The 23,636-nt window shown below is 70.5% G+C and carries 20 protein-coding genes; 9 read left to right on the forward strand and 11 right to left on the reverse strand.

All coding sequences use genetic code 11. The annotated features are described in order from the left end of the window. Window positions 1-18 precede the first annotated feature (18 nt). The 8 genes from AB0F70_RS13080 to AB0F70_RS13115 all read right to left on the reverse strand — a co-directional run bounded on the left by AB0F70_RS13080 (window position 19) and on the right by AB0F70_RS13115 (window position 12,645). Window positions 19-1,596: an FAD-dependent monooxygenase gene (locus AB0F70_RS13080; protein ID WP_357448522.1), complete on the reverse strand. Its 1,578-nt coding sequence runs from the start codon at window positions 1,594-1,596 to the stop codon at window positions 19-21. Further along, window positions 1,593-2,321: an HAD family phosphatase gene (locus AB0F70_RS13085; protein WP_357448524.1), complete on the reverse strand. Its 729-nt coding sequence runs from the start codon at window positions 2,319-2,321 to the stop codon at window positions 1,593-1,595. Before AB0F70_RS13085 ends, AB0F70_RS13080 begins: the two co-directional genes overlap by 4 nt. After that, window positions 2,318-3,313: a ScbA/BarX family gamma-butyrolactone biosynthesis protein gene (locus tag AB0F70_RS13090; protein ID WP_357448526.1), complete on the reverse strand. Its 996-nt coding sequence runs from the start codon at window positions 3,311-3,313 to the stop codon at window positions 2,318-2,320. Before AB0F70_RS13090 ends, AB0F70_RS13085 begins: the two co-directional genes overlap by 4 nt. Continuing rightward, window positions 3,310-4,428: an acyltransferase domain-containing protein gene (locus AB0F70_RS13095; RefSeq protein WP_357448528.1), complete on the reverse strand. Its 1,119-nt coding sequence runs from the start codon at window positions 4,426-4,428 to the stop codon at window positions 3,310-3,312. The genes AB0F70_RS13090 and AB0F70_RS13095 overlap by 4 nt, the downstream gene beginning before the upstream one ends. Continuing rightward, window positions 4,425-9,728: a beta-ketoacyl synthase N-terminal-like domain-containing protein gene (locus tag AB0F70_RS13100; RefSeq protein ID WP_357448530.1), complete on the reverse strand. Its 5,304-nt coding sequence runs from the start codon at window positions 9,726-9,728 to the stop codon at window positions 4,425-4,427. The genes AB0F70_RS13095 and AB0F70_RS13100 overlap by 4 nt, the downstream gene beginning before the upstream one ends. A gap of 206 nt (window positions 9,729-9,934) precedes the next feature. Beyond that, entirely contained in the window at window positions 9,935-11,113 is a 1,179-nt protein-coding gene (locus AB0F70_RS13105) for an NUDIX domain-containing protein (RefSeq protein ID WP_357448532.1), read from the reverse strand. Window positions 11,114-11,191: 78 nt separating this feature from the next. Further along, on the reverse strand, window positions 11,192-12,151 hold the full coding sequence (locus AB0F70_RS13110) for a hypothetical protein (RefSeq protein WP_357448534.1): 960 nt from the start codon (window positions 12,149-12,151) through the stop codon (window positions 11,192-11,194). Window positions 12,152-12,198: 47 nt separating this feature from the next. Then, complete coding sequence (locus AB0F70_RS13115) at window positions 12,199-12,645, reverse strand: SRPBCC family protein (RefSeq protein ID WP_357448536.1); 447 nt, start codon at window positions 12,643-12,645, stop codon at window positions 12,199-12,201. A gap of 152 nt (window positions 12,646-12,797) precedes the next feature. Between AB0F70_RS13115 and AB0F70_RS13120 the strand changes: the two genes are divergently transcribed. Further along, complete coding sequence (locus tag AB0F70_RS13120) at window positions 12,798-13,382, forward strand: hypothetical protein (protein ID WP_357448538.1); 585 nt, start codon at window positions 12,798-12,800, stop codon at window positions 13,380-13,382. Window positions 13,383-13,546: 164 nt separating this feature from the next. After that, a complete protein-coding gene (locus AB0F70_RS13125) occupies window positions 13,547-14,680 on the forward strand; it encodes an HNH endonuclease (RefSeq protein ID WP_357448540.1) in 1,134 nt (377 codons plus the stop codon). A gap of 399 nt (window positions 14,681-15,079) precedes the next feature. Here AB0F70_RS13125 and AB0F70_RS13130 read toward each other — a convergent pair whose 3' ends face one another. Further along, a complete protein-coding gene (locus tag AB0F70_RS13130) occupies window positions 15,080-15,577 on the reverse strand; it encodes an HAD domain-containing protein (protein WP_357448542.1) in 498 nt (165 codons plus the stop codon). A gap of 192 nt (window positions 15,578-15,769) precedes the next feature. Between AB0F70_RS13130 and AB0F70_RS13135 the strand changes: the two genes are divergently transcribed. Then, window positions 15,770-16,717, forward strand: coding sequence for an HNH endonuclease (locus AB0F70_RS13135; RefSeq protein WP_357448544.1), 948 nt, complete (start codon window positions 15,770-15,772; stop codon window positions 16,715-16,717). A 110-nt stretch (window positions 16,718-16,827) separates the two neighbouring features. Here AB0F70_RS13135 and AB0F70_RS13140 read toward each other — a convergent pair whose 3' ends face one another. Then, window positions 16,828-17,448 carry a hypothetical protein gene (locus AB0F70_RS13140; RefSeq protein WP_357448546.1) on the reverse strand — a complete coding sequence of 207 codons (621 nt, stop codon included), beginning with the start codon at window positions 17,446-17,448 and terminating at the stop codon, window positions 16,828-16,830. A gap of 231 nt (window positions 17,449-17,679) precedes the next feature. On the opposite strand from AB0F70_RS13140, the gene AB0F70_RS13145 reads away from it, so the two are divergent. The 4 genes from AB0F70_RS13145 (at window position 17,680) to AB0F70_RS13160 (ending at window position 21,420) form a co-directional block, all read left to right on the forward strand. Beyond that, complete coding sequence (locus AB0F70_RS13145; RefSeq protein WP_357448548.1) at window positions 17,680-19,527, forward strand: hypothetical protein; 1,848 nt, start codon at window positions 17,680-17,682, stop codon at window positions 19,525-19,527. Then, the gene (locus AB0F70_RS13150) at window positions 19,434-20,375 is read left to right on the forward strand and encodes a restriction endonuclease fold toxin-2 domain-containing protein (protein ID WP_357448550.1); all 942 of its coding nucleotides are present in this window, start codon (window positions 19,434-19,436) and stop codon (window positions 20,373-20,375) included. Before AB0F70_RS13145 ends, AB0F70_RS13150 begins: the two co-directional genes overlap by 94 nt. A 10-nt stretch (window positions 20,376-20,385) precedes the next feature. Continuing rightward, complete coding sequence (locus AB0F70_RS13155; RefSeq protein WP_357448552.1) at window positions 20,386-20,763, forward strand: hypothetical protein; 378 nt, start codon at window positions 20,386-20,388, stop codon at window positions 20,761-20,763. Window positions 20,764-21,036: 273 nt separating this feature from the next. Continuing rightward, the gene (locus AB0F70_RS13160; protein ID WP_357448554.1) at window positions 21,037-21,420 is read left to right on the forward strand and encodes a hypothetical protein; all 384 of its coding nucleotides are present in this window, start codon (window positions 21,037-21,039) and stop codon (window positions 21,418-21,420) included. 140 nt (window positions 21,421-21,560) lie between these two features. Here AB0F70_RS13160 and AB0F70_RS13165 read toward each other — a convergent pair whose 3' ends face one another. Next, window positions 21,561-22,001: a hypothetical protein gene (locus AB0F70_RS13165; protein ID WP_357448556.1), complete on the reverse strand. Its 441-nt coding sequence runs from the start codon at window positions 21,999-22,001 to the stop codon at window positions 21,561-21,563. 57 nt (window positions 22,002-22,058) lie between these two features. On the opposite strand from AB0F70_RS13165, the gene AB0F70_RS13170 reads away from it, so the two are divergent. Beyond that, on the forward strand, window positions 22,059-22,937 hold the full coding sequence (locus tag AB0F70_RS13170; RefSeq protein ID WP_357448558.1) for a hypothetical protein: 879 nt from the start codon (window positions 22,059-22,061) through the stop codon (window positions 22,935-22,937). After that, window positions 22,934-23,608, forward strand: a complete 675-nt coding sequence (locus tag AB0F70_RS13175; protein ID WP_357448560.1) for a hypothetical protein — start codon at window positions 22,934-22,936, stop codon at window positions 23,606-23,608. Before AB0F70_RS13170 ends, AB0F70_RS13175 begins: the two co-directional genes overlap by 4 nt. Window positions 23,609-23,636: the final 28 nt, after the last annotated feature.

Consider the following 23,636-nt stretch of genomic DNA (forward strand, 5'->3'; position numbering starts at 1 on the left):
GGACTGGCCGATGGCACGTCAGCCCTTCGCCACCTCGCTACCGGACCGGACCGGCCGCGCCTCCTGGCCCGCCGCCGGTCGCCGGCCGAGCAGGCGGAGGATCTGGCCCCGCCCGTCCCAGTCCGTCGCTCCGCCGACGACGCCGTCCGGCCGCACCCAGACGACCGACGGCCGTCCCGTCGCGCCCGCTGCGCCGGCTGTGCCGGCTGCGCCCGCCGTACCCGCGGTGGGCGGGTCGACGACGAGCACGCCGGAGGGCGCCTCGCCGGTCAGCGCGGCACGCTGCTGCGCCGTCAGGCCCGAGACGACCAGGCGGTGCCGAACGGCGCAGCCGAGCTCGTCGCGCGGCGGCACGGGCAGACCGCTCCAGCGCCCCACGGCCGGGAGGCCGGTCCCCTCGGGTACCTGCCCCTCGACCAGTGCGGGGCTGTTCCGCAGCCCGAGGTCGAGCTGCGCGAGCCGGCCGACTGCCGCCTGCTGGAACCGCGCCCTGCTGCCGAGGGTCCGCAGGAGCGCGTCCCGCAGCCTGCGGCGCACCGGGTTCGCCACGAGCCACAGCTTGGTCTGGGCGTCGGCCTGCTGGACCGCGCGCTGCGCGGCCGGCCGGCGCTCGGCCTCGTACCCGTCGACCACGGCGGAGTCCGCTCCCCCGGAGACGGCGGCGATCCGCCAGGCGAGGTCGAAGCCGTCCTGGACCGCGGTGTTGAGCCCCTGCCCACCGGCCGGCGAGTGGCCGTGCGCCGCGTCGCCCGCCAGCAGGACCGGCCCGCGCCGGAACCCGCGGGCGACCCGCGAGTGCACCCGGAACCGGCTCGCCCAGCGCACGTCGCTGATCGTCGCCGACGGCTGACGCAGCCGCAGCGCCGCCAGCGCATCGTCGAAGACCGTGTCGGGCGTGCCCTCCGGCGGGATCTCCCGGTCCGCGAAGACCCGGTGCGTCCCGTCCGGCAGCGGCACCACGACGAGCACCCCGTGCGGCCCGAGGTCGTAGCGCGCCTCGTCGACCGGCAGGTCCGGGCTGACGACCCGGCCGTCGACCAGGAGGAACTCCCGGGTGAACGTCCGGCCCTCCATCTCGACCCCGGCGGCCTCCCGGACCACGCTGCGCGACCCGTCGGCACCGACCACCCAGCGGGCGGTCACCTCCGTCGGCGTCCCCGCCGTGTCGACGACCTGGACCACCGCGCGATCGTCGTCGAGCTTGACCTCGGTGACCCGGTGGTTCCACCGCACGTCCACACCCAGGGTCGCCGCCCGGGCCAGGAGCAGCTCGACCACGACGGGCTGCGGCAGGCAGACGGGGCGTGTGAAGCGGGTCCCTGCCAGCGCTCCGAACCCGACGGTGAACAGCGGGCGCGTCACGGAGGAGTAGCGCGCCCGCTGCAGGACCAGGCCGTGCTCCAGGACGTCGTCCCCGACGCCTAGACGGTCGAGCACCTCGAGGCAGCCGGCCCACAGCACGAGGGCGCGGGGCTGGCCGTCGGGTCCCTGCCGCGCGTCGTACACCCGCACGGGCACGCCCTGCAGCGCGAGCGTGCAGGCCGCGACGAGGCCCGCGGGCCCCGCGCCGACGACTACCACCTCCGGCGAGCTCACGACGCGCCCTCGGTCACCGGAGCCGGAGCGGCGCCCGCGACGAGCACCGCCTCGATCTCCGGCAGGGAGGCGTCCGCGCTCGTCCACAGCACCGCGCTGAACCCGAGGTCACGGGCGGCCGCGCAGTTCTCCTCCAGGTCGTCGACCATCAGGCACTCCGACGCCGGCTTGCCGAGCCGCTCCAGGAGGCGGCGGTAGATCTCCGGGGCCGGCTTGCGCACGCGCTCACGGCTGGAGTCGACGACGACGTCGAACAGGGCGTCGGTGTCGACCTGCGCGCGCCAGCGCGGCTCCCACTCGCGCACGTTGTTGGTGAGCAGCGCCGTGGTGTACCCCCGCTCGCGGAAGCCGGCGATGGCCGCGACCACCGCGGTCTCCGTGCGCCGCCCCTTGAACCACCACTCGCCGAACGGCTTGCCCTCGAGGCGGTCGAGCGTGCCCTCTGGCAGGTAGGCGGCGAGCCGCTTGATCATGTCGTCCTCGGTGATGGCGGCCACCTCGAGCTCGGCCATCGGCTCCGCCCGATGCTCGCGGGCGGAGGAGACCATGGCCTCCCGCAGCTGCAGCGGCGAGATGCCCACCGCCTTGCAGAAGAGGTAGAACGTCTCCTCGAGCGGGTTCGTCAGCACGCCGCCGTAGTCGAACACGAGCGTGGTGATCCTCTGTCCGCTTGTCCGGCCGCTGATCTGGTCGCTGATCTGGTCGCTGATCTGGTCGCTGGTCATGGTGTGACTCCCATCGTGAGGTCGATCTGGGCTGCGACCCTGCCGGCGTGCAGGATCGAGGTGCGGGTCGAGCACGCGACGACGGCGCCACGCGTGGTCAGCTCGGCGACCTCCGTGACGACCTGCGTGGGAAGGTCCAGCTCGACGAAGGCGTCGAACGAACCAGTGCACGCGAGGACGACGAGGTCGGACGGTTGCAGGCCGTGGGACAGCGACACGGCCGCCGCGGCCGACTGGCGCGCGGCCTCGAGCAGGAGGTTGCCCGGTGCGTGGTCGAGGGGATGGTCGAACAGGTAGGGATGCCGGGTGTCGACGTGGAGCCACGACTGCGCCCGCCGCTCGCCGACCAGGACCGGCCGGCTCACCACCACGTTGCGCGGGTCCCGCCGCCCGACGGTCCGGGCACGAGCGGGCGACGGTGGCTGCGCGGACCGCGACTGTGCCGACTGCAGGAGTGGCCCGATGGCGCTCACGGTGTCGCGACGGCCGAGCTCACGCAGGCTCTTCCACTCCGCTGGGGTCATGACCATGAGCGACCCCTGCCCCGTGAGCGCCAGGCGGCCGTCCACCGAGACCCGCCCGGAGAACCGGATGCCGGTGACCCGGCCGCCGATCGTCCGCTGCGCCTCGAGGGTCGTGCCGACCTCCAGGTGTGCCGGCCGGTCCCCGACCCGCAGGGCGCCGGGGTCGTCGACGTCCACGTCCAGGTCGCGGAAGAGGAACGCGAGACCCAGCGGGATCCCGAGGTGACGGTGCGAGACACTGACGGCCGCCTGCCGGACGGTCTCGACGAGGAGGGAGAAGTCGAGGACCGGACCCTCCTGCATGAGGTGGCCGCGCGGGAGCTGGGCCGCCACCCGGTAGGTCCCGTCTGTACCGGACTCACTGGTACCGGACTCACTGGTGCCGGACGTGTCGGTGACGAACACCTCGGCGACGGCCCTGCGGTGCACGTGCTCTCGTGCGACGGTCGCGGCGTAGCTGAGGCTCATGATCCCGCCGCTTCCGTCGTCGGGCTGACGGGCGCGACGAGCTCGGACTCGCGCCGCGGACGCGGCGGTACGACGTCCCGGACGCCCAGGGCGTCCGGCAGGACGCCGTAGCCCGGAGTGTCCGGCAGCACGCCGTAACCCAGCCCGCGCAGCTTGTCCGACACGCGCAGGAGGGAGGCGTTCAGGCTGGTCCCGCGGCGCATCGACACGAGGCTGGTGACCCGCGTGGCGTATCCCTCGAGCGACTGCTCGGCCACCATCGACAGCGTGGCCTGTGGCCCGAGCTCGACCAGGACGTCGTGCCTCCGGCCCGACGCCGTCCGGATCGCGTCGCGGAACCGGACCGGCCGGATGACCGTGTCGGCCCAGAACGAGGCGTCCAGCGCGGCGACGGGCACCCGCCCGCCGACCGCGCTCGACACGATGTGTCCGTCGCCCCGCGGTGGTGGGACGTCGGCGAGCGCCTCGACGATCGGGCGCCGCATGGCCGCGGCCCGCGGCGAGTGCAGCGCGTGCTGGACGCGGAGGGGGAGCCACCAGCCGCCCGCTGCGCTGACGTCGCCGCTGAGTGCGTCGACCGCCTCGTCGCTCCCGGCGACCACGATGACAGAGGGCGCGTTCACGGCGGCGACGTGGACGTCTCCGCCGTGCGCGTCCAGGATCCGGTCGACGGTGCGCAGGTCGAGGCCGACGGCGGCCATGGTTCCGGTGCCGTCGAACCGCTGGACCGCCTCGGCACGGCGGACGACGATGGTGAGCGCCTGCTCGACGCTCAGCGCACCGACGGCGTGCGCCGCCGCGACCTCCCCGAGCGAGTAGCCGACGACCTCGTCGGGGACGACGCCGCGGCGTCGCCAGAGGTCGGTGAGGCAGGCCTGGACGGTGAAGATCGCCGTCTGGGCGGCGACGGCGTCGCCCACCTCGGGCGGTGGCGCGTCGGTGCTCAGGTGCTCCAGCAGCGACCACCCGGTGAGCTCGCGTACGGCTTCCTCGCACCGGTGCAGCGTGGGCCATACGCCCGGCTCGGCCAGGAGCGTCCGGCCCATGCCCGGCCACTGCGACCCGTAGCCGCTGTAGACGAAGGTGAGCCGACGGCGTGTGCGGGAGCGGATCATCTGCGCTCACCGCCGATCGCGCGGTCGGCGACGCGGCGGGTCGCGAACGCGTCGAGGTCGTGGTCGAGATCGTCGCCGGGCGGCCCGTCCGGGAGCCCGCTGGACAGGTGGTCGGCGAGCCGCCGGATGGTCGGGTGGTCGAAGACGACGGTGGCCGGGATCTCGCGCCCGAGCCGTCGCTCCAGCTCGCCGCGCAGCTCGACGACCATGAAGGACGTCAGGCCGAGGTCGAAGAGGGACGCGTCGGGATCGAGCTCGTCGGGCCGGTCGAGGCCGAGGGCCGGGGCGAGCCGCTCCCGGAGGAGCTCGAGCACCTCGGCCGGGCTCGTGAGGGGAGTCTCGCCCGCCGTCGGCTGTCCCGCCGCCGACTGTCCCGCCGCCGAAAACAAGAGCGCGGGGTCGGTCGCCTCCGCGAGCGTGACCATGGGGTGCGCGGCCGACGCCGCGGGAGACCAAGACCCGGTGTCGAACGAGTTGGCCGGCTCGGGCCGGGCCGGGCTCGCCGGCCGGCTCGTGCTGACGGCGGCCGGTGCCGGTGCCTCGGACAGCCAGTAGGTCCGCCCCTGGAAGGGGTACGTCGGAAGCTGCGGCACGTGCGCCGGACGCGGGGTCACCGCGCTCCAGTCCACGTGACCGCCCTCCCGCCAGTACCGCGCGAGCGCCTCGCGCAACGCCCACTCCGGCCGCGTCGTCGAGACCGACGCCAGGCCGCGCAGGGCCCGTCCGTCGACCGCGTTCCGCTCGAGGAGCGGGAGCAGGCCGCCGGGGCCGAGCTCGAGGACCACGCGGGCACCCGCGGCGCGGGCGGCGTCGAGCGCCGGGCCGAACCGCACGGGCTCGCGCGTGTGCCGGACCCAGTAGTCGCTGGTGGCCACCTCGGGGCCGGCGAGCTCGCCGGTCGCGTCGGAGACCAGCGGGACGGCGGGAGGCTGGAGCCGCACCCCGTCGAAAGCGTTGCGCAGGCCGTCGAGCACCGGGTCCATGTGGTGCGAGTGGAACGCGCGGTTCACCCCGAGCCGGACGCCCCGCACGCCGCGACGCGCCATGGTGTCCAGCACCTCGGCGATGCCGTCGGGGTCTCCCGACACGACGGTGTCCTGCGGGCCGTTGAGCACCGCCACCTCCACGGCGCCGGCCCGCAGCGGCGGCAGGTCCGCGAGGTCCTCCGGGCGGCAGCGCAGCAGCACCATGGCGCCCTCTGGCGCGTCGTCGGCCATGAGGCGGCCGCGCTCGGTGACGAGCCGGTAGCCGTCCAGGGGCGAGAACACGCCGGCGAGGGCCGCCGCCGCGTACGCGCCGACGCTGTGTCCCAGCACCATGGAGGGCTCCACGCCGACCGAGCGCCACCAGGCGCCGAGTGCGACGGCGGTCGCGTACAGGGCCGGCTGGGTGACGCGGGTGGAGGCGAGGGCCTCCGTGGCGGACCGGTCGTTCGTCACGAGCACGGACAGCGGCAGCTCGTCCGGCCCGCCGAGGGCGTCGATCACGTCGGTGACCGCAGGGACGCGGCCGTAGATGCCGGCGAGGCATCCCGCGACGGGCAGGCCGTGCCCCGGGGCGAGGAAGGCGACACGCGGCGGCGTGCCCACGACGCGACCGAGGTCGCCGTCGCCGACCGCGACGCGGAGCAGCCCGCTGAGCAGCTCGGGGCCCGACTCCGCGACGACTGCGGACCGGACGGCCAGGTCGGCGCGTCCCGCCCCCGCGGCCCACGCGAAGCCGCGCAGCCGGTCGGCGTCGGACGTCCCGTCGGTGAGGGACACCGAGACCCGCTCGGCGAGCCGGACGGCGGTCGCGCGTACTGCGGCCTCGTCGGCCCCGCTGAGCTTGACCACCACGGGCTCCGGGCCGGCAGCCGGGGCGTCCACCGCGGACCGCACCGGCGGGCTCTGGACCACGACGTGCGCGTTCGTCCCGCCGAAGCCGAACGACGAGACGCCCGCCACGCGGACCGGGTCGGCCCATCGGACGTTGTTGCCCGGCACCGTCACGCCGAGCTCGTCCCACGCGATGTGCGGGCTGGGCGTCGTGACGTTGAGGTGCCTGGGGATCGTGCCGCGTTCGACGGCGAGCAGCACCTTGAGCAGGCCCGCGATGCCCGCTGCGGCCTCTAGGTGCCCGATGTTGGTCTTGACCGAGCCGATGGGCAGGGGTCGCGGGCGCTCGGCGGTGCCGAGGGCCGCGGCGAGCGCCCGGACCTCGATCGGGTCGCCGAGCGGCGTCCCGGTCCCGTGCGCCTCGACGTACCCGACCTCCTCCGGCGCGACCTGCGCGGCGTCGAGGGCCGCCCGGACCACTGCCTGCTGGGCGTTGCCGCTCGGTGCCGTGAGCCCGTTGCTCCGGCCGTCCTGGTTCACGGCGGAGCCGCGGATCACGCCCACGACGCGGTCGGCGGGACCGACGTCGGACAGGCGGCGCAGCACGACGACACCACACCCGTCACCCCGGACGTACCCGTCGGCGGAGGCGTCGAACGCCTTGCACGCCCCGTCCGGGGAGAGCATCCGGCCCTGGGAGAGCGCCACCGTCGAGTCGGGGGTGAGCACGAGGTTGACCCCGCCGACCAGGGCAGCGTCGACCTCGCCGGACCGCAGGCTCTGCACCGCGAGGTGCACGGCGACGAGCGACGACGAGCAGGCGGTGTCGACGACGAGGCTGGGCCCGGTGAGCCCGAGGGTGTAGGAGATCCGGTTGGCGCCGAAGTTCCCGGCGCTGCCCGTGGCCGTGTACGCATCGATCTGCGCGGGGTCGCCCGAGCGCAGGGTCAGCCGCTCGTAGTCGGATCCGCTCATGCCGACGAACACGCCGGTCCGGCTGCCCCGGAGGGAGTCGGGCGCGATGCCGGCGTCCTCCAGCGACTCCCAGGCGGTCTCGAGCAGCAGGCGGTGCTGCGGATCGATCTTGACCGCCTCGGCGTCGGGGATGCCGAAGAGGCCGGCGTCGAACCGGCGCACCCCGTCCACGGCGCCGAGGTGCCGGGAGTAGGTGCGGCCGGGCGCGCCCGGGTCGGGGTCGTAGACGGAGTCGATGTCCCACCGGTCCTCCGGCACGTCGACGACGCCGGACCGCCCCTGGACGAGCAGGTCCCAGAACGCCTCGGGTCCCTGCACGCCGCCGGGGAAGCGGCAGCCGATGCCGACGACGGCGATGGGCTCTGTCCGTGGGTCGACCGTCCCGGCGGGTGCCAGCGCGCGTCCGAGGACTGGGGTCCCGGCGAGCGTGGTCGTGGCCAGGGCTGGGGTGGTGGCCGTGGCCGGGAGCGGGGACTCTCCGGCCAGTGCCGCGGCGACGGCGCGGATCGAGCCGTGCTCCCACGCGAACGTGGCCGGAACCTCGATCCCGAGCCAGTCCGACAGGTCTCCGGCGATCGATACCGCCCCCACGCTGTCCAGGCCGAGGTCGGCGAGGTCTGCCGCGGCGTCGACCTGGGCGAGCTCCAGCCCGCTGTGCTGGGCGACCAGACGGCACATCCGGTTCTCGATCTCACCGGCGGTTCGCGGGAGCGTCCGTGGGAAAGCTTCCTCGGGTGCTGCGGCGGGCGTGCCGGTCGAGGGTTCGGCGGCGGCGGGGGTGCGCTCCTCCGAGACGATCGGCTCGGGAGCGCCCAGCTCGCCGGCCAGGTACGACGCCTTGGTGTCGCGCCGGCGGATCTTGCCGCTCGACGTGACCGGAAGGCTCCGGCGGGGCACCAGGACGAGCTCGTGGACCGGGATCTGGTGCTCGCGCAGCACGGCCCTGCGTACGGTCGTGGCGATCTCCTGCCTGGCGGCAGGGTCCTTCTGCGGTCCGGGTGGTACCTCCTGGACGACGACGAGGACCTCGCGCCCGTCGTGCTCGACCGAGAACGCGGCGGAACGCAGCGCCGCGAGGGCCGGGTGGCTCTCCGTGCTCGTCGCCTCCACGTCCTGCGGGTAGACGTTGCGGCCGGCGAAGATCATCAGGTCGCTGGCACGGCCGGTGACGAACAGCTCGCCGTCGACGAGCGCGCCGAGGTCGCCCGTGTCCAGGTACGGCCCGTCGCCGGTGGCGAGGTGGTTGGCGAACGTCAGCGCGGTCCGCTCGACGTCGTCGAAGTAGCCCGCGGCGACGGCCGCGCCGCGCACCCAGACCTGCCCGACGCCGCCGACGGCGACCGGCAGCCGCGTGGCCTCGTCGACCACGACCACCTCGACGCCGGGCCCGACCTGGCCGCTGCTGACGAGCCGGAGCGTCGCCTCGTCGCCCGATCGAGGCCGCATGTGCCCCTCGCCCAGACCGGGCTCTGACACCTCCCGGATCACCGGCTCGCCGCTCGGCCGGACGCCCGAGACGACGAGCGTGCCCTCCGCGAGGCCGTAGCACGGCTGGAACGACTCCTTGCGGAAACCTGCGCTCGCGAAGGTCTCGGCGAACCGGTCGAGCACGTCGGCGCGGACCGGCTCGGCGCCGTTGAGCGCGTGGGTCCAGGACGACAGGTCGAGCTGGGCGCGGACCTCGTCGGACACCCGGTGCACGCACAGGTCGTAGGCGAAGCTGGGCCCGGAGCCGTGCGTGGCCCGGTACCGGGAGATGGCCTGGAGCCACACCGCGGGGTCCCTGATGAACGACGTGGGAGCCATGAGCACCGACTCCATGCGGCCGTAGAGCGGGAAGACGATCCCGCCGATGAGGCCCATGTCGTGGTACGGCGGGACCCAAGTGACGCACACGCTCTCGGCGCCGATGTCGAACGTCGCGCAGGCGGTCTCGGAGTTCGCCAGCAGGTTCGCGTGGGTCACCATCACGCCCTTGGGGGCCGACGTCGACCCCGACGTGTACTGCAGGAACGCCACGTCGTCCGGGGCGATCGCGGGCGGGCGCCAGCCGCGCTCCCTGCCGTCGACCGGAGCCGTGCCGACGTCGAGCACGGTGACGCCCGGCATCACCCCGACGGTCCCGTCGGGGAGGTCGGCGTCCGTGACGAGGATGCGCGCCTGCGAGTCCGCGGCGATCAACTCGATCCGGTGCGCGTGGCGCGTACCTGTCGGCGGGTAGGCCGGCACCGCGACGAGGCCGGCGTACAGACAGCCGTAGAAGTAGGCGACGTAGTCCAGTCCCGGCGAGGTCATCAGGAGCACGCGGTCCCCCGGATCCGCGGACTCGGAGAGTGTGACGGCGACCGCTCGTGCCCGAGCATCGAGCTCGCCGTAGGTCATTGCGACGTCCTCGGGCTCGGCGCCCCGGACGGGTGTCAAGAACCGGTACCCCACCCGGTTGGGCTCCTCCTGCGCGCGTCGGCGCAGGAGTTCGACGACAGTCTTCAGATGCTCGTGCGAGTCCATCCGCAGTCCACCTATCCCCTCGTGACATGGGTAGTCCCGGGGAACAATGAGGCGGCCTCGGGGCTACCGCATCGTTGTCGATGGCCGAGCAAGATCGTATACACGACCTATCGTCCGTGTGAGGCTATTGTAGGAGAAACCTGGGTGAAGTCGACAAGTTCACCCAGAGCCGGCTGGGCTTGGGTTGAACGTGCTCGAGCGTCGGCTCAGGAGGCCCCGGCGTCGGCGAGCAACGCGTCGCGGTTGGTCCGGACGAAGGCCTTCAGCGCGGCGGGCACCAGGTCGATGCCGGCCAGCGCCGCGTTGTCGCGCAGGTCGACGTGCTCGACGTCGTAGGTGCCGCGTACCGGTTCCTGGAACTCGGGACCGGACCGCAGTGCCAGGTCCATCGAGACGACCCGCGCGAGGAAGTAGTGCTGCACGCTGATCCCGGTGTCCTTGGGCTGGGACGTCAGGAACACCTGCCGGACGATGCGCGCCGTCGCGCCGAGCTCCTCGAACAGCTCGCGGTGCAGCGCGTCCTCCACCGAGGCATCCTCCGGCTCGACTCCTCCGCCAGGAGTGACCCAGTACGGGGCGCGCCCCCGGACCGTCCGCCTGATCACCACGAGCCGGCCCTCCTCGTCCAGCAGGATCGCGCGTGCCGCACGCCGCACCACCGCCGACGGTGGGGTCGAGGTCGCGGCGATCTCGTCGACGACGGGCGCCTGCCGCAGGTACCCCTCGAACAACGGCCCGCCCGCCGCGTCGAGCGTCGCGTGAGCCACGGCGACCATCGTCTGGTCGTCGTGCCGGGCGGCCACCCAGCGGGCGGCGTACCCGAGATCCCAGGCGCGGAGCTCGCGCAGCAGCCACTTGCCGCCGCCGTCCCACCTCCCGGCCGCCGCGAGCGCCAGGTGCCCGACCCGCTCCCACAGCACCGACCGCACCACGTCCGCCTCGCCGCCGTCGCGTGCGTACGCGAGGTCGTCCAGCAGGTCGGTCACGCCGTACCTGGCATCTTCCAGCGCGGTGTCCGACGCCGGTCCCGGGCCCGCCTCCAGCAGTGTCTGGCACTCGGCCTTCAGCCCGGCGAGGTGGGCCTCCCCCACCACCGGCACACCCGTGGCGATCATCCGGGCCAGCGTCGGCTTCCGCCGCGCTGTCTCCTGCGCGACGAACCAGCGGTGCCCGGCCTCGGTGTTCACGAACAGCTCGGCCGGCCAGCCCCGCCACCGCGTGGCGTCGCGATGCCCGACGGCGTCGTCGGGCACGCACACCACGATGTCGAGGTCCGAACCCGCCGTCCGGGACCCCGGGTCGAGCACGCTGCCGGCCAGGAGCGCCCAGCGCGCGTCCGGGTAGCGGTCTGCGACCAGGGCGGCGGCGTCAGCTCGTGGGTCCACGCCCGTCATCCTTGCGCACAGCGACTGGCCGACCCACCCGTTTTGGTGAAGCGGGCCGACGCCGTGGCTCGGCGTGGTCTAGCTGATCGTCGCGCCGCCCGCCCTGGCCAGGTCGGTGACGGTCCTGTGGTGCAGCGAGGGGACGACGAACTCCTTGCTCCGGCCGCGCGGACTGATCCAGAGCACCTTGCTGCGGACCTCGTGCTGATCCGAGCCGACGGTGGCGGTGACGACCTTCTGGCGCAGCTCCAGGTCCGGCCAGGCGTAGGGGTCCAGCAGCCCGTCGTCGCCGAAGACGATGCCGCCCCGGAACACGAACAGCTGAGGAGCCGGCCGTCGCGGCCGGCCCCGGGGCAGGGGCACGAAGCCCAGGACGATGGTCGCGGCCGCCGCCAGGTACAGCCCGATCCCGCCCACCCGGGCGGACGTGTCGTCGCCCCACTGGAACAGGAGCACGGTGCCGAGAAGGGCGAATACCACCACGAGCGTGAACGCAAAAACGTACGAGCCGGACGGGGCGTCGAGAGTGATCGTCTGGACGAGCTTGCCGTAGCCGTACCGTTCGGCGACGGCATCCGCCTCGGCCTGGGTGTTCGCGGGAAAGACCTCCCGTGCGCCGCCCAGTTCCGACAACCGCTGCTCCGCCTCGGCATAGAGTTGCTCGACCAGCCGGCGTTCCTCGTCGTCCCCGGTGCGCTCGACGTAGCCCGCGAGGAACGCGTCCACCATCTCCCGAGGAGGCAGCCCGGCGTCGCCCGGTGGCTCCCAGAGTCGCATCGCGACCGCGTGGTCGACCTCCCACGCGCCTTCGGCCCTGTTCCAGCGCGCTCCAGCCGGAGGCCTCATTCCCGAGGACCGGGCACCGTTCGGCAGGAGGCGTAGCGCGGCCTGGTAGGCGGCAACGCCGGGAATCCCGCCCTCGAGAAGATCCAGGCGGTCCATCAGTGCGGCGCGTGGCGAGTGCGCTCGCAGGGCGGCGAACCGTTCCTCGTCGGACGGCGAGCGCGGGCTCTGGTCGGCGTTCGGGTCTCCGGTCATGGCGCTCTCCCCCGTTTGTCGAGAAGCAACTTTACGGCCGGCTCCCGTCAGGGCCGTGTGGGCTCTACCCGTCGACGGATGCGCGTCACGATGCTCCGGGTCGCGAGCTTGTGGATGCGCGAGTCGATCACCAGCAGCCGGTAGATCGCGCCGAGGACGCCCGGGAAGGTCGCGTCGCTGTGTGCTTCCAGGCGCGTGCCCGAATCCGTCGGGACGACGCGGAAGGTGAGCGTGTAGACCGAGAACCGGTGGACGCCGTCGAGCACGAGCTCGGCGGGCGGATCCGCCGTCGTCACGTTGAATCCCGGGACCACCGAACCCGCCGCGAGTGGTCGCGGGCCTGCGGCCTGCCTGTCGCGGCAACCGATCAGGCGCACGTACCAGGACGGCATCCCGAGCACCTCTACCTGATCGAGGACGGCGCGCCACACGACCTCGGGTGCAGCCGTGAGCGTGGCCGAGCGGACGTCACGGTAGCGCCGGGGACCGGTCATGCTGGGACCCTATCGGCGCCGAGGCCTGTGAAACAGCCAGAAAGGGCGTCCCACCTGCCGGTACGTCGCACGACTTTCAGAACAGGCACAACCATCCGGTCGGCCGAAGCGTCTTAGGAGTCATGCGAAACACACAGGCAAAGATAGGTTCGATGGTTCTGCTGGCCGGCCTCGTCGTCGGCCTCACGGCGGGCACGACGACGACCGCCACCGCCGGCACCACGTCGGTGGCCTGCATGGCCGCCGCCGACTGCCCTCCCGTCGGGACCGAGGTCAAGCTCGGTGAGCCCACCCCGGGCGCGACCGACAAGTGGCAGAAGGCCAAGACCAACGGCGTCCGCTACAAGGTCCCGGCCCCGTGGACCGGCGAGAAGATCGTGGGCGACGGCGGCAAGGGCCACGAGTGGAGCTCCCTCAAGCCCATCTCCGACGGGTCCGACCAGCACTGGCGGATCCTCGTCCAGTCGCCCTTCGTGGACCAGGAGATGCCGGACCCGGACGAGCTGGACAAGCTCGGCTACTACGCCTCGTACGTCGAGGTCGAGGGCGCAACGGAGGCCGTGCTCGTGGCCGCGCAGAGCGAGCACTGGGCCGACTCTTCGGTCAAGACGATCGACTTCCAGCTGTGGGTCGAGTCGGAGCGGACTGGTGTGGTTACTCGGTTCATGGGTGAGCTGCCGCCGGGGAAGAAGGGCAAGTTCCTGCTGAACAACTTCGTTCCTACGATCAAGCCCTGATTCTGGGGTAGGGCGGGTGGAGGCGGGTCCTGGCTGGGGTCGGGGCCCGCCTTCATTGCGTCTGATCCACTGGCAATCCGGCCGCATCGGGGGTCAGCACGTCACCGCAGTTGAGCCACCACCAGGAGCCGGAGATCTTTCCGAAATGCTCGACGATCCCGCCCGTGGCGGTCCAGACTGTCCGCAGCACTCCGGAGCTCTTTCGTCGCCGTCGCCATGCTCCGGAAGGCGGCACAACCATCCGCGACGATCCGCGGCTGGCCCCAGGCGAGCAACTCCCCATCTACCACCGAGGCAAATCATCGCGGGTGCCTATGAGCCTTTCTGACCACCTCGACATCACTATCGCGCAGGCCGAGCAGCAGTGGCTAGAGATCCAGTCCCGCCAAGAGCCCACGGAGAATCGCGGGCGAATCAACCACACACCGGTTGAGACGCTCCTCGCGGGCGCGGTGCGCGTCGTAGCGAACGTTAGGTCGGGTGGCGGGGACGGTCGCAAGTTCCCCTTCCCTGTGCCCGAGCTCGCGCGGCTGTTCCGACGCAAGCCAAACGGTGTCGCATCCAAGGTTGAGAACTTGTCCGGCGTCCCCGGCCGCAACCGCGGCGCCACCAGCGATATCGATCTCGGTCGGCGCCTCGCATCCGACGCCAAGCTAGTGGCCAGCACCTACCGAGTCGTGCTCGCGGCAGCCCGAAACGTCGGCATCGGCACCGACCGCCTGCCCGACTTTCTTGGCCTGGAGCACGGTGGCTTTATGGTCCTGCTCGGACAGGACGAGGTCGACGAACTTGACCTTCAGACTGCTGTCGAACAGGAAATCGGCCAACGCCGACTAGAAGCCCTCGACACTGACAGCGCGACCGAGCGAGCACTGATGCAGATGCTTCGCATCGGGCAGAGCGCGTTCGCCAGTGAGGTACTTCGTAACTTCGGCGACGCGTGCGCATTCTGCGGGTTCACGCTCGGCGACGGACGACGACCTAGCCTCCTCCGGGCCGGGCACATCAAGCCCTGGCGCGACTCCAACGGCCGGGAGCGCCTCGATGTTGCAAACGGGATTGCGGCATGCCCCACCCATGACGCCGCCTTCGACACTGGCCTGATGACCCTGGACACTGCTTCTGATCACCTGACAGTCCGCGTCTCGCAGCGTCTTCTTTCCGCGATCGATAGGAACCTAGCGACCGCACTCCACTTCACCGGTGACGGCTTACGTCAGCGGATTGATCTCTCGCTGCCAGAGGTCGCGCCTGCGGACAAGTATCTGAGCTGGCACCGCGAACAGATCTTCGCCTAGTACCTGTAATCAGGACTGCCGCGATCACCCACCTGATCGGCATCCGCCAGTCCAGCATCGCTGCAGGTCTGCCTGAACGCGACGACCCGCCGCAGCGTCACTTGCGCTAGACCGACACTTCGGACTGAGGGTCACGTGCCACAGGGCCCAGCCCTCGTCGTTGCCGAACGGCGCAAAGTCGTCGGCTGCATCGTCGTGGAGCGGGTCCCGAAGATGTGCGGCGAAGTCCGGGTGCTTCGGCCACGGGTCGAAGTCCTCGTCATCAGTCTCGACTCTCTTCGGAAAGCGGCTGAACAGGCTCGCCAACCCCAGCTCACGCTGAAGGTAGCTGGCCGCGGCGGCGGCCCCTGGAGCAGCGGATCTTTCGGCCGGTCGGCGACGTAACGCGGCCCGTCACGACTACAGACCTAGCAGCCATGTCGCGATCTCAGCGACGCCATCGGCGGTCAGCCCCACAGACGGTTCGACCTGGAACAGCAGCGCGGGCCCCGGATGCTCCAGCTCGACAAACCAGCGGTCCACCTCCGTGATGACGTCATCGACCCACACGAACGGTCGGCCCGCCGCAACCCGGACCAGGGCGCGCGTCTTCCACCCCAGAGTGTTCGGGTCCCACTCGCCATAGGGCGGCAGGTCCGCGACCGGAAGCTCCGGAAGCCCGACCCGCGGTGCGATCACCTCGTTCGCGTCACCCATCCACGCCGTCGCCCACACCAGGTCGCAACCCAGGCCCAGCAGGAGCGGGCCGAGGGCTGGATCGATGAAGTCGAACTCCGGGCGCGGCGCGTCCGGGTTCTCCGGCTTGCCGTCGCGAGGCTGAGGCAGCATCCCGGGCCCGCCGAAAGGCAGCAGGGCCCCGTCGACGTCGAGGAACAACAGCGGGCGGGCAACAGTCACGCCCGCACGATAGCGGCCCCGCGACGACGAATAGGTATGGGCCCCTGACCTGGTTGTACGCGCCGCACACCAGCAGGTGCAGCGGTCCCGGGTGATTCCCCGATCCCCGAACCCACCTGACGGCCACAACGAGTCCGCTCGTGCAAAGCTGTGCGCATGGACGCTCCTGGCCCCCGACGCGCCTGGTTGCTGATGACCACCGACGGCGGGTCGCTCTATGACGACCAGCTCGGCATCGAGTATTTGTACGACAGCAAGGTCCAGAACCACAAGCGCCTGCAGGTGGGTGACCCGATCGCGCTGTGGGACGGTGAAAGGCTCCTCGGGATCTCGGTGATCGAGCAGATCGAGGAAGCTCCTGGCACGAAGACGATGCAGCGGTGCCCCGAGTGCGGAAAGACCCGCCCGAATCCGCCGTCGAAGGCCAAGCCACGGTTCCGGTGCTCGAACACCACATGCAGGTCGGAGTTCGACGCGCCGCACCTCGAGAAGGTCGACGTGACGATGTACGCGGCTCGCTACGACGCTGCGTGGACGGCGCTGGACGGGCTCCTCGACGAGAGCGAGATCCGGCCGCTCATCCTCAAGAGCGGCAGCTTCAACTCCGTCCGGGAGATCGACTGGCCCGCCTTCCAACAGGCTCTGGCGAACAAGAACGCCCACCGAGCCCTCGACCGAATGATCGCGCGCGTCCCAGACCTGTCGTGGCCGACGACGACCGAGCCGCACATCGAACTCGTCCACGGCTTTAAGCACTCGGTCGTTCGTGTCCGCCGGGGACAGCGGAAGTTCCGGGAACACATCCTCGCCAGCCAGGGAAGCAACTGCGCCTTTACCGGCGCCGCTCCCCCGCGCGTTCTTGAAGCAGGACATCTGTACAGGTACGCCCAGCTCGGAGAGCACTTCGAGCACGGTGGGTTGATGCTACGCAGGGACATCCACCGGCTCTTCGACGACGGTCTGCTCGCGGTAGATCCCAACAAGTTCCGGATCGACGTCGCTTCTGAACTGGCCGAATATCCCCAGTACGCCGGACTTCACGACCAACCGCTCGCGACCCAACTCCGAACCAAGCAGGTCGAGTGGCTCGACAACCACTGGCGCGAACACCGCGAACTGTCCCCGCTCGATCGCTCCTGACCATCAGCACCGCGGCGAGAGAGCTGGTCGCTCGTACCTGTCGGGGTCATCGCTCGCTCGTACGCGGCTCGTCCCGAGCGGGCGATGGTGGTCAGACCGTGACGTCTCGTTCAGGAGCATTCCCGATCGAGCCTCGCCCATGCGCGGCGCGCGGTGGCTTCGCGCGTCCACTCGCTCGCCGTTGGCGAGACCCCAGACAACTCCTGTTGCGAAGCACCGAGTGCCCGAGCAAGCGCACCATAACGATGACCAGCCGTCCACTTGTCGGAGTTCATCGCCAGCGCCAGCAGGCGCTCCAGCAGCTCACAGTCGGGACGGGCTCGCAGGGCCTCACCTGCCACACCGATCGCAGCGTCTTGCACGTCGGAGAACGCATCCCAGGTCAGTCCGTCCAGGGCCGCAATGGCGAAGCCTCGTACCTGATCGAAACGGCTCCACTGAACCCCGAGCGTCGTCAGTGCCAGTGCCGCGACCTGCGGGTCCTCCCGATACTCGAGGTGCCGCAGGAGCAAAGCCTCGGCGCCTTGCGGCCGGGTGCGCGCGATGATGTGGATCAGCGTATATAGCCGGTCCTTACCGTCGCTGCTCTCGATCGCGGCAACCACGGCCTCCATCTCGGCCGGAGTGATGGAACCCTCTTTCGACCGATCGAGTAGACGCCCCACGTCGCGCGGAATCGATGGCATCGAGATCACCTCCCTCGGCGCGAACGGCTTGCTGCCGTCGAGCAACCTACCCGCACCCTGAACGAGGCGGCGCTGAGGCGTATCAGCCTCATCAATCTGGTTTCAGCATCCCTTGGAGGAGCCACCCGATCCGGTGGCTTACAGCACACGGACATGCCGTCTGGGTCGCCACTTCGCGGCTGCCGCTGGCCACAGGTCTCAGCGCCTGGCGGCTTCCTTGCCTCCACGCCTGCACCCGCCGTACGGTTTGCCCGGATTATCGGGCAGGGGGCGAAGATGACCACGACACCACTCGCGCGTGCGCCGGCCTCTGCGCCGTTCACGAGCACCGGTCCCGCGCCCCGCGAATGGTGGCAGCACCTGGCCGTATGGCGTTCCCGCTGGTCCAGCGCACACCCGCGTGCCGCACGGGTGTGGAGGGTGGCCAGGACAGTCGTGCTGGCCGGGTCGCTGCTGTGGTTGCTCGGGCTGTGGCTGTTCCTGCCCGAGCTGCGTCTGGGGATGCGCGCCTACCTCGGCTGTCTGTGGGTCGTGGTCGCGTGGTTCGCCCTCGCACGAACCAAGACGCTGACCTGGTCCGGGTACTTGGGCTTCTTCGCGCTGTGCGTTCCGTGGTCGATCGGCATCGGCCTGATCACCACGATCATGGCGGGCCAGGTCGCACGGTTCGATCTCTTCGCCGTCACGGAGACCGGTGCCCAGGTCGCCATCGCCGGCATCGTCGAAGAGGCCGGCAAGCTCGTCCCCGTCGTGATCCTGGTCCTGCTCGCGCCCCGACGGGCCGCCCGCTTCGCGACCGTCGACTGGCTCCTGCTGGGCTTGGCATCCGGTACGGCATTCCTCGCCGTCGAGGAGTCGGTACGACGCACCGCCCTGGCGACCGGCAACGTGGGCTTCGGTTCCCTGCTCGGTCTGACGCCCGACGCCGTCCTGCCGCCGGGGTACGTACAGTTCGGCCTCGCGCCGGTCCCGACCCCGATGAGCGCGGATGGCGCCCTGCTTGCCCCCACCACGATCGCCGAGTTCGGCGGACACGCGATCATGACCGCTCTGGTCACCGGAGTGGTCGGGCTCGCGGTCGCAGCCTGGCAGGCACGACGTCGCCTGACCGGGCTCGTCCTGGCCGCAATGTCGCTGGTGGTGCTGTGGTCCACGATCGCCGACCACGCGATGTACAACGCCGGCCTGGACCTGTTCAGCGCACTGCCCGGCGACGGCGACACGCCCGCCTGGCTCGATCCGGACTCCACGACCATCCCCTGGTGGCTGCGCGTTCCCTGGTCGCTCCTTGGCCACGGGCACGGGCGCATTCCGGTGTTCCTGCTCCTGGTGCTGGTGTGTCTCCTGGCCGACGCAGCCCGGCTCGCAGCCCGCCCTGCCGCCAACCTCACCGGGCACCCCGCACCCACCTGGGTCACGCGCCCTGCCCTCGGCGCCCCTGCCGTGGTGACCACCGTCGCTGGTGCGATCACCAGCCTGCTCTGGGTCGTCGGACGCGACCTCGCGCAAGCTCTCGCCGGGCACGCGCGACGTCCGCCGGACAGCGGTGAGCCCGCCGAGCCTCGACAGGTCGCCGCCGCACGGGGCTCGTCGCTGGTCTCCGGCCAGCGTGTCCTGCGCGAGCTGGCCTACGAGCACGCCTCAGCGCGCATTCACCCGTGGGTGCGGCGCCTGGCTGCTCTCGCCGTTCTGGCCGGACTCGGCTGGCTGGTCTTCGCTGCCGCGCCGGCCACGGCGCGTGAGATCGGCACATCGACCAACGACCAGTACCAGCTGCCGGGGCTGAACCCGGCCGACGTACCCACCGACCTGCCCAGCGGATTTCCGTCCGGGTTGCCGACGGCTCTGCCCGATCTGCCCACGCAGGTGCCCACCGGCCTCCCAACCGTTGCGCCGAGCGATCTATCGACAGCACTGCCGAGCGACCTGCCCACGTTCGACCCAGACGACTTCCCGTCCCTGGACCCGGACTTCGAGTTCCCCAGCCTGCCGCCCGACGCCAGTCCAGACTCCGGGCCGAGCCCTGACCAGTGGCTGGCAGCGTACTCGACGCGCTCGGCGACTGGTGGCATGACCAGCCGCTGCTTGCCCAGCTCGCGATCGGTGCCGGCATCGCCGCACTGATCGTGCTCTCCGGCGGGTCCCTCGGACTGGCCCTGGGCATCTCCGGCGTCCTGACCTGGGGTCTGGACAAGTCAGCAGGCATCGCGACCTTCATCCGCGACCCGCGGCAGGCCACCCGCGACTACTTCGCCACCGCCACTCCAGCCCAGCTCGCTGCCGACACCCTCGGCGTCGCCCTGACGTTCGCGCCCGGCAATTTCGCCGGTGCCGCGACGGGACGAATCCTGCGCAACACAGCAGACGACCTGATCGCCGACCCCGTCATCTGGTGGACCACGCGCCGCGAGATGTTCACACGCGAGGGCCTCGCCGACGAGACCGGTGCGATCGACATGGCCCACTTCCTGCGACGCGAACCCGTTCCGCTCGCCGACGGCACCACGAAGCCGGCGCTGTCGCAGACGGAGGAAGCTATGGCCACCGCCCGCTATGACTCGTACGCTTCCACCTCCGTGAAGGGATCAGGCGCGGCCAAGGACTACCAGGTCAAGGTCTACGGCGAGAACGAACGAGTGGTGCCCATCGGCACGAACGCCGAGGGCAAGACCGTTCGCTCGGAGCCGGACGGCTTCACCGCGCAGTACGGGGCCGTCGGCGACTCTAAACACATCGGCAACGAGTCGAGCAGCTTCTACATCCCCGACTCCCTTCCGAAGGAAGGGCTGCGTGAAGCAGCGATCAGCAAGATGGACAAGACTCTGACCAAGCTGCAGCATGCTGCGGACAAGGTGATGGACGGCGACGGCGTCGTCGAACTGACAACCAACAGCACGAAGGCCGCGGAATTCATCGAGGCCCGGATGAAGGTTCTCGGTATCCGGGGTTACGTGCGGATCGTCCCGGAGTGATCGGAGAAACATGGCAGACCTGCTGATAGCAGTGGCCGAGGGACAAGCGCGGTTCGACCCTGACGAGGTCGCCGCGGCGATCGTGCGCCGGTGGCCCTCCTCCGACGTCGTCGCAGTCGACGGCCCGGAGTTGGCGGACCTCGCCCAACTCATGAGCACGCAGGTCACGATCAGCGACGGGCAACAGGTTGCCACCGTGGAGTTCCATACGAGCGCCAAGGCGATCGACGTAGAGGGTGACGACGGTCTCGCCGCCGAGTTCCTCGCACTGCTCACACGTACCGTGCCGATCCCCGACGACACCATCGTCGTCATGAACTGGGCCGACGACATCGTCACTCTCCGGCCAAGCATGACAGCTGACGATATCCGCGCGCTCCGTGCCTGATAAAAGGCCGGCCGACTATCCAGGAGCGGGCACGGGTTCCGCTTCGGGACCAGGAACTGAGTATGAGCGTAGAAGGCCTGATCGAAGCAGTACGTCTGACACCGACGCAGCGGTCGGTGACAGGGCGCAAGCGTCATGGTTCCCGGGAGCATCCCTAGCAGCGCAGCGATGCCACCTACCTGGCGGCTCTTCAACGCCAAAGGTCTCCCGAACCGTCTGTGCCTATGAGCTGGCCGTACGCTGACGCTCATGTTGGCAAGCCGATCACTACCCATGGCACTGATCGTCGTAGCCGTACTCGCCGCATGCTCCAGCCCGAACTACCGGACACAGGACTTCGCAGGCACGTTCACGGACTCCGACGGCGGCCTGCTCACTCTGCACGATGGCGGTAACTACGAGTTGTCAGGAATCCCGGTGGGTGTACTCGACAACGACAAAGGGACAGGCAGCGCCGAGACGCCGAACATTGCCGGTACGTGGGACCTGGTGGACCTCGAGACGTCCGCGATCATGCTCTGGGTCGACGAAGGCAGTGATTCCTACCCGTACGCGAACATTCAGTTGTCGATCGATTCCGCCGATCGGTTGTATCTCTTTCCAGACGGAGTCGACAGTGGTCCGCTGCACTATTTGGACCGCACGAGCCAGCCGTAGCCACACCCGTCACGTCCCGCGATGCTCCTCGGTGCGTCGTTATTCGTTCGTCCCCGCTTATGGCGGCTGACATCATGTGCGGCGTGCTGGCCACCGCCGAAATCGCCGACCGTCTCTCAGACGGCGCCGCTGCTGTGCTCTCACGTGCACCGGGTCCGCTTGCGGAGATCGAGGACTGGTTGCTGCTCGCGTCGGCGCGTGAGCTGCTTCGGATCGACCGTACGGCGCGGTTCTGGCGGCACCGCGACGCGCTGGGAACGGACAGCTTTTGGGAGGGCGGAACACTCAGCGCGTCCGGCCACCTTGGCGCAGCCCTCGCGAGCATGCACGGCAACGGTCGAGTCCGAGAAGCCGCCGTTGGCATCCTCACGCGGACCGATGCCCCGTTGGCCGACCGCATGCTCGCCGTCCGCCTCACTGATCATGTCTTGCCCGTCCGACACGCAGCCACCACAGGTGTGCTTCGCAGGACGGCGCTGACCCAAGCGGACCAGATCGTGCCCGTCCTGCACCTCATCGAGGGACGCACGCGAGGCTCCGAAGTCCTGCCCCTGTACCTGCACGCGCTCGCTGGGGTTCACGGAGAAGCCGCGCTGTGGTCGCGCTTGCGCGGCTCGACGACACCTGCGGTCCGGCGAATGGCCTTCCGGCACAGCCTGACCAACGAGCTGCTGAGCGTCAGCGACGCCGTCGCCGCGCTACCGCGAGAGCACGACCGCATCGTCCAGAGCCTCCTGGCGCATGCCATCGCCGACCGGGCTGTCCCCGACGTCGTGGCCTCAGCCCTCCTGAGCGACAGATCGGCCGAGAGCCGTGTACTCGGCCTCGTCCGGCTGACCGCTGACCTGCTCGATCCCGCAGACGTGGAGCGGCTGCTGGTCGATCCTGGCGTCCTGGTCCGGCTGTGGGCACGACAGCGCTACGAGGAACAGGGCCGCGACGCGCTTTCGGTGTATCAGGATGTCGCCCAGGGCACGGGACCCGTGGCGGTGCGCGCCCGTGCCTACCGTGGCCTGGTCGAGGCCGGCGGCACAGTGGAGCACGAGGCAACGCTCGACCTGGTCCGCAGCACCGAGCCGCCGCTGAAAAAGGCCGGTCTCCGCCTCCTCACCAGCTGCGTGGCCCCTGCCGACGCCCCGCTGTTGTTCGAGACCCTGCGAACCGGCACCAACCGTGTCGCGCGGCTCGCGTCCGAGGTTCTCCTTGAGATACCTGCTGCGTGGTCGGACGCCGACCTGCTCCCGCTGACGTCGTCTCCAGACCCGGAACTCCGACGTCGGGCGTGGTGGCTCAAGCGAAACCGCAGCGGCTGGGACCAGACGATCGCGGACCTGGAGATCCTGCTCGACCACGACCCCGTTCTCGCCGCGCTCGGCCGCAACATGACCATTCCACAGTTCGCCCAGCCCACCGAGGCACAGCGAGATCAACTCATCACCCTGCTACCGCAGGTGTGGCCCGAGACGTGGCGCAACAGTCGCGTCGCGTTCGCGGCCGGGCTGCGAGGCGAGGCATGAAACTCGCGGAACAGAGATGGCGCACCCTCGTCAGCACGGTCACACTGGGCGGCCAGTCGTACCGTGTGCTTCGGCCGGCCTCTCCGAAGGCTCACGCTCCGCTGTACGACGGCGCCGGGCGCGGAGCCGCACAACTTGTCGTAAACAAAGCTTCCGCGTTCGAGATCGCGTGCGCATGGTGGCTCGCCGCTCGCTCCCCGAACAGCCTGATCCACCTCCCACTGCGCCAAGCCACTGGCGAGTGCGGGTCTTGGATCGAAGGGCAGCCCTCCGATCTCGTACTGATGCACCACAGGATGCAGTTCCCGGTGAAGCAGTGGAAAGAACTTCGAGGCCGCGCCACCTCATGGACTCCGCACACGGTGCGGCTGCCTGCGCAGCCATTCCCGGAGGTCACCCGGTCAGATCATGAACGCCGATGGCACCACGGGTTCCGCGACCATCTGCTGTGGGAGACGGCCGCAGACACGCTGTTCGTGATCGGGAGTCAGCCCGCGTTCGAGCTGGCTTCCAATCAGGTGCAGGAGCTTGCCGAGGACTGCCCCTCACACATTGCCCGAACGCCCGATGCTCACTGCTGCGCAGAGATCGACATCGGACGAACCTGGGAAAACGACCGCCGCAATCCGCCCACCAGGCTTCACATCACCTACTGCGAGACTCACCGATGAATCCATCACGGACGACTTGGACTCCTGG

Source organism: Promicromonospora sp. NPDC023805, assembly GCF_040639635.1.
Taxonomy (GTDB): domain Bacteria; phylum Actinomycetota; class Actinomycetes; order Actinomycetales; family Cellulomonadaceae; genus Promicromonospora.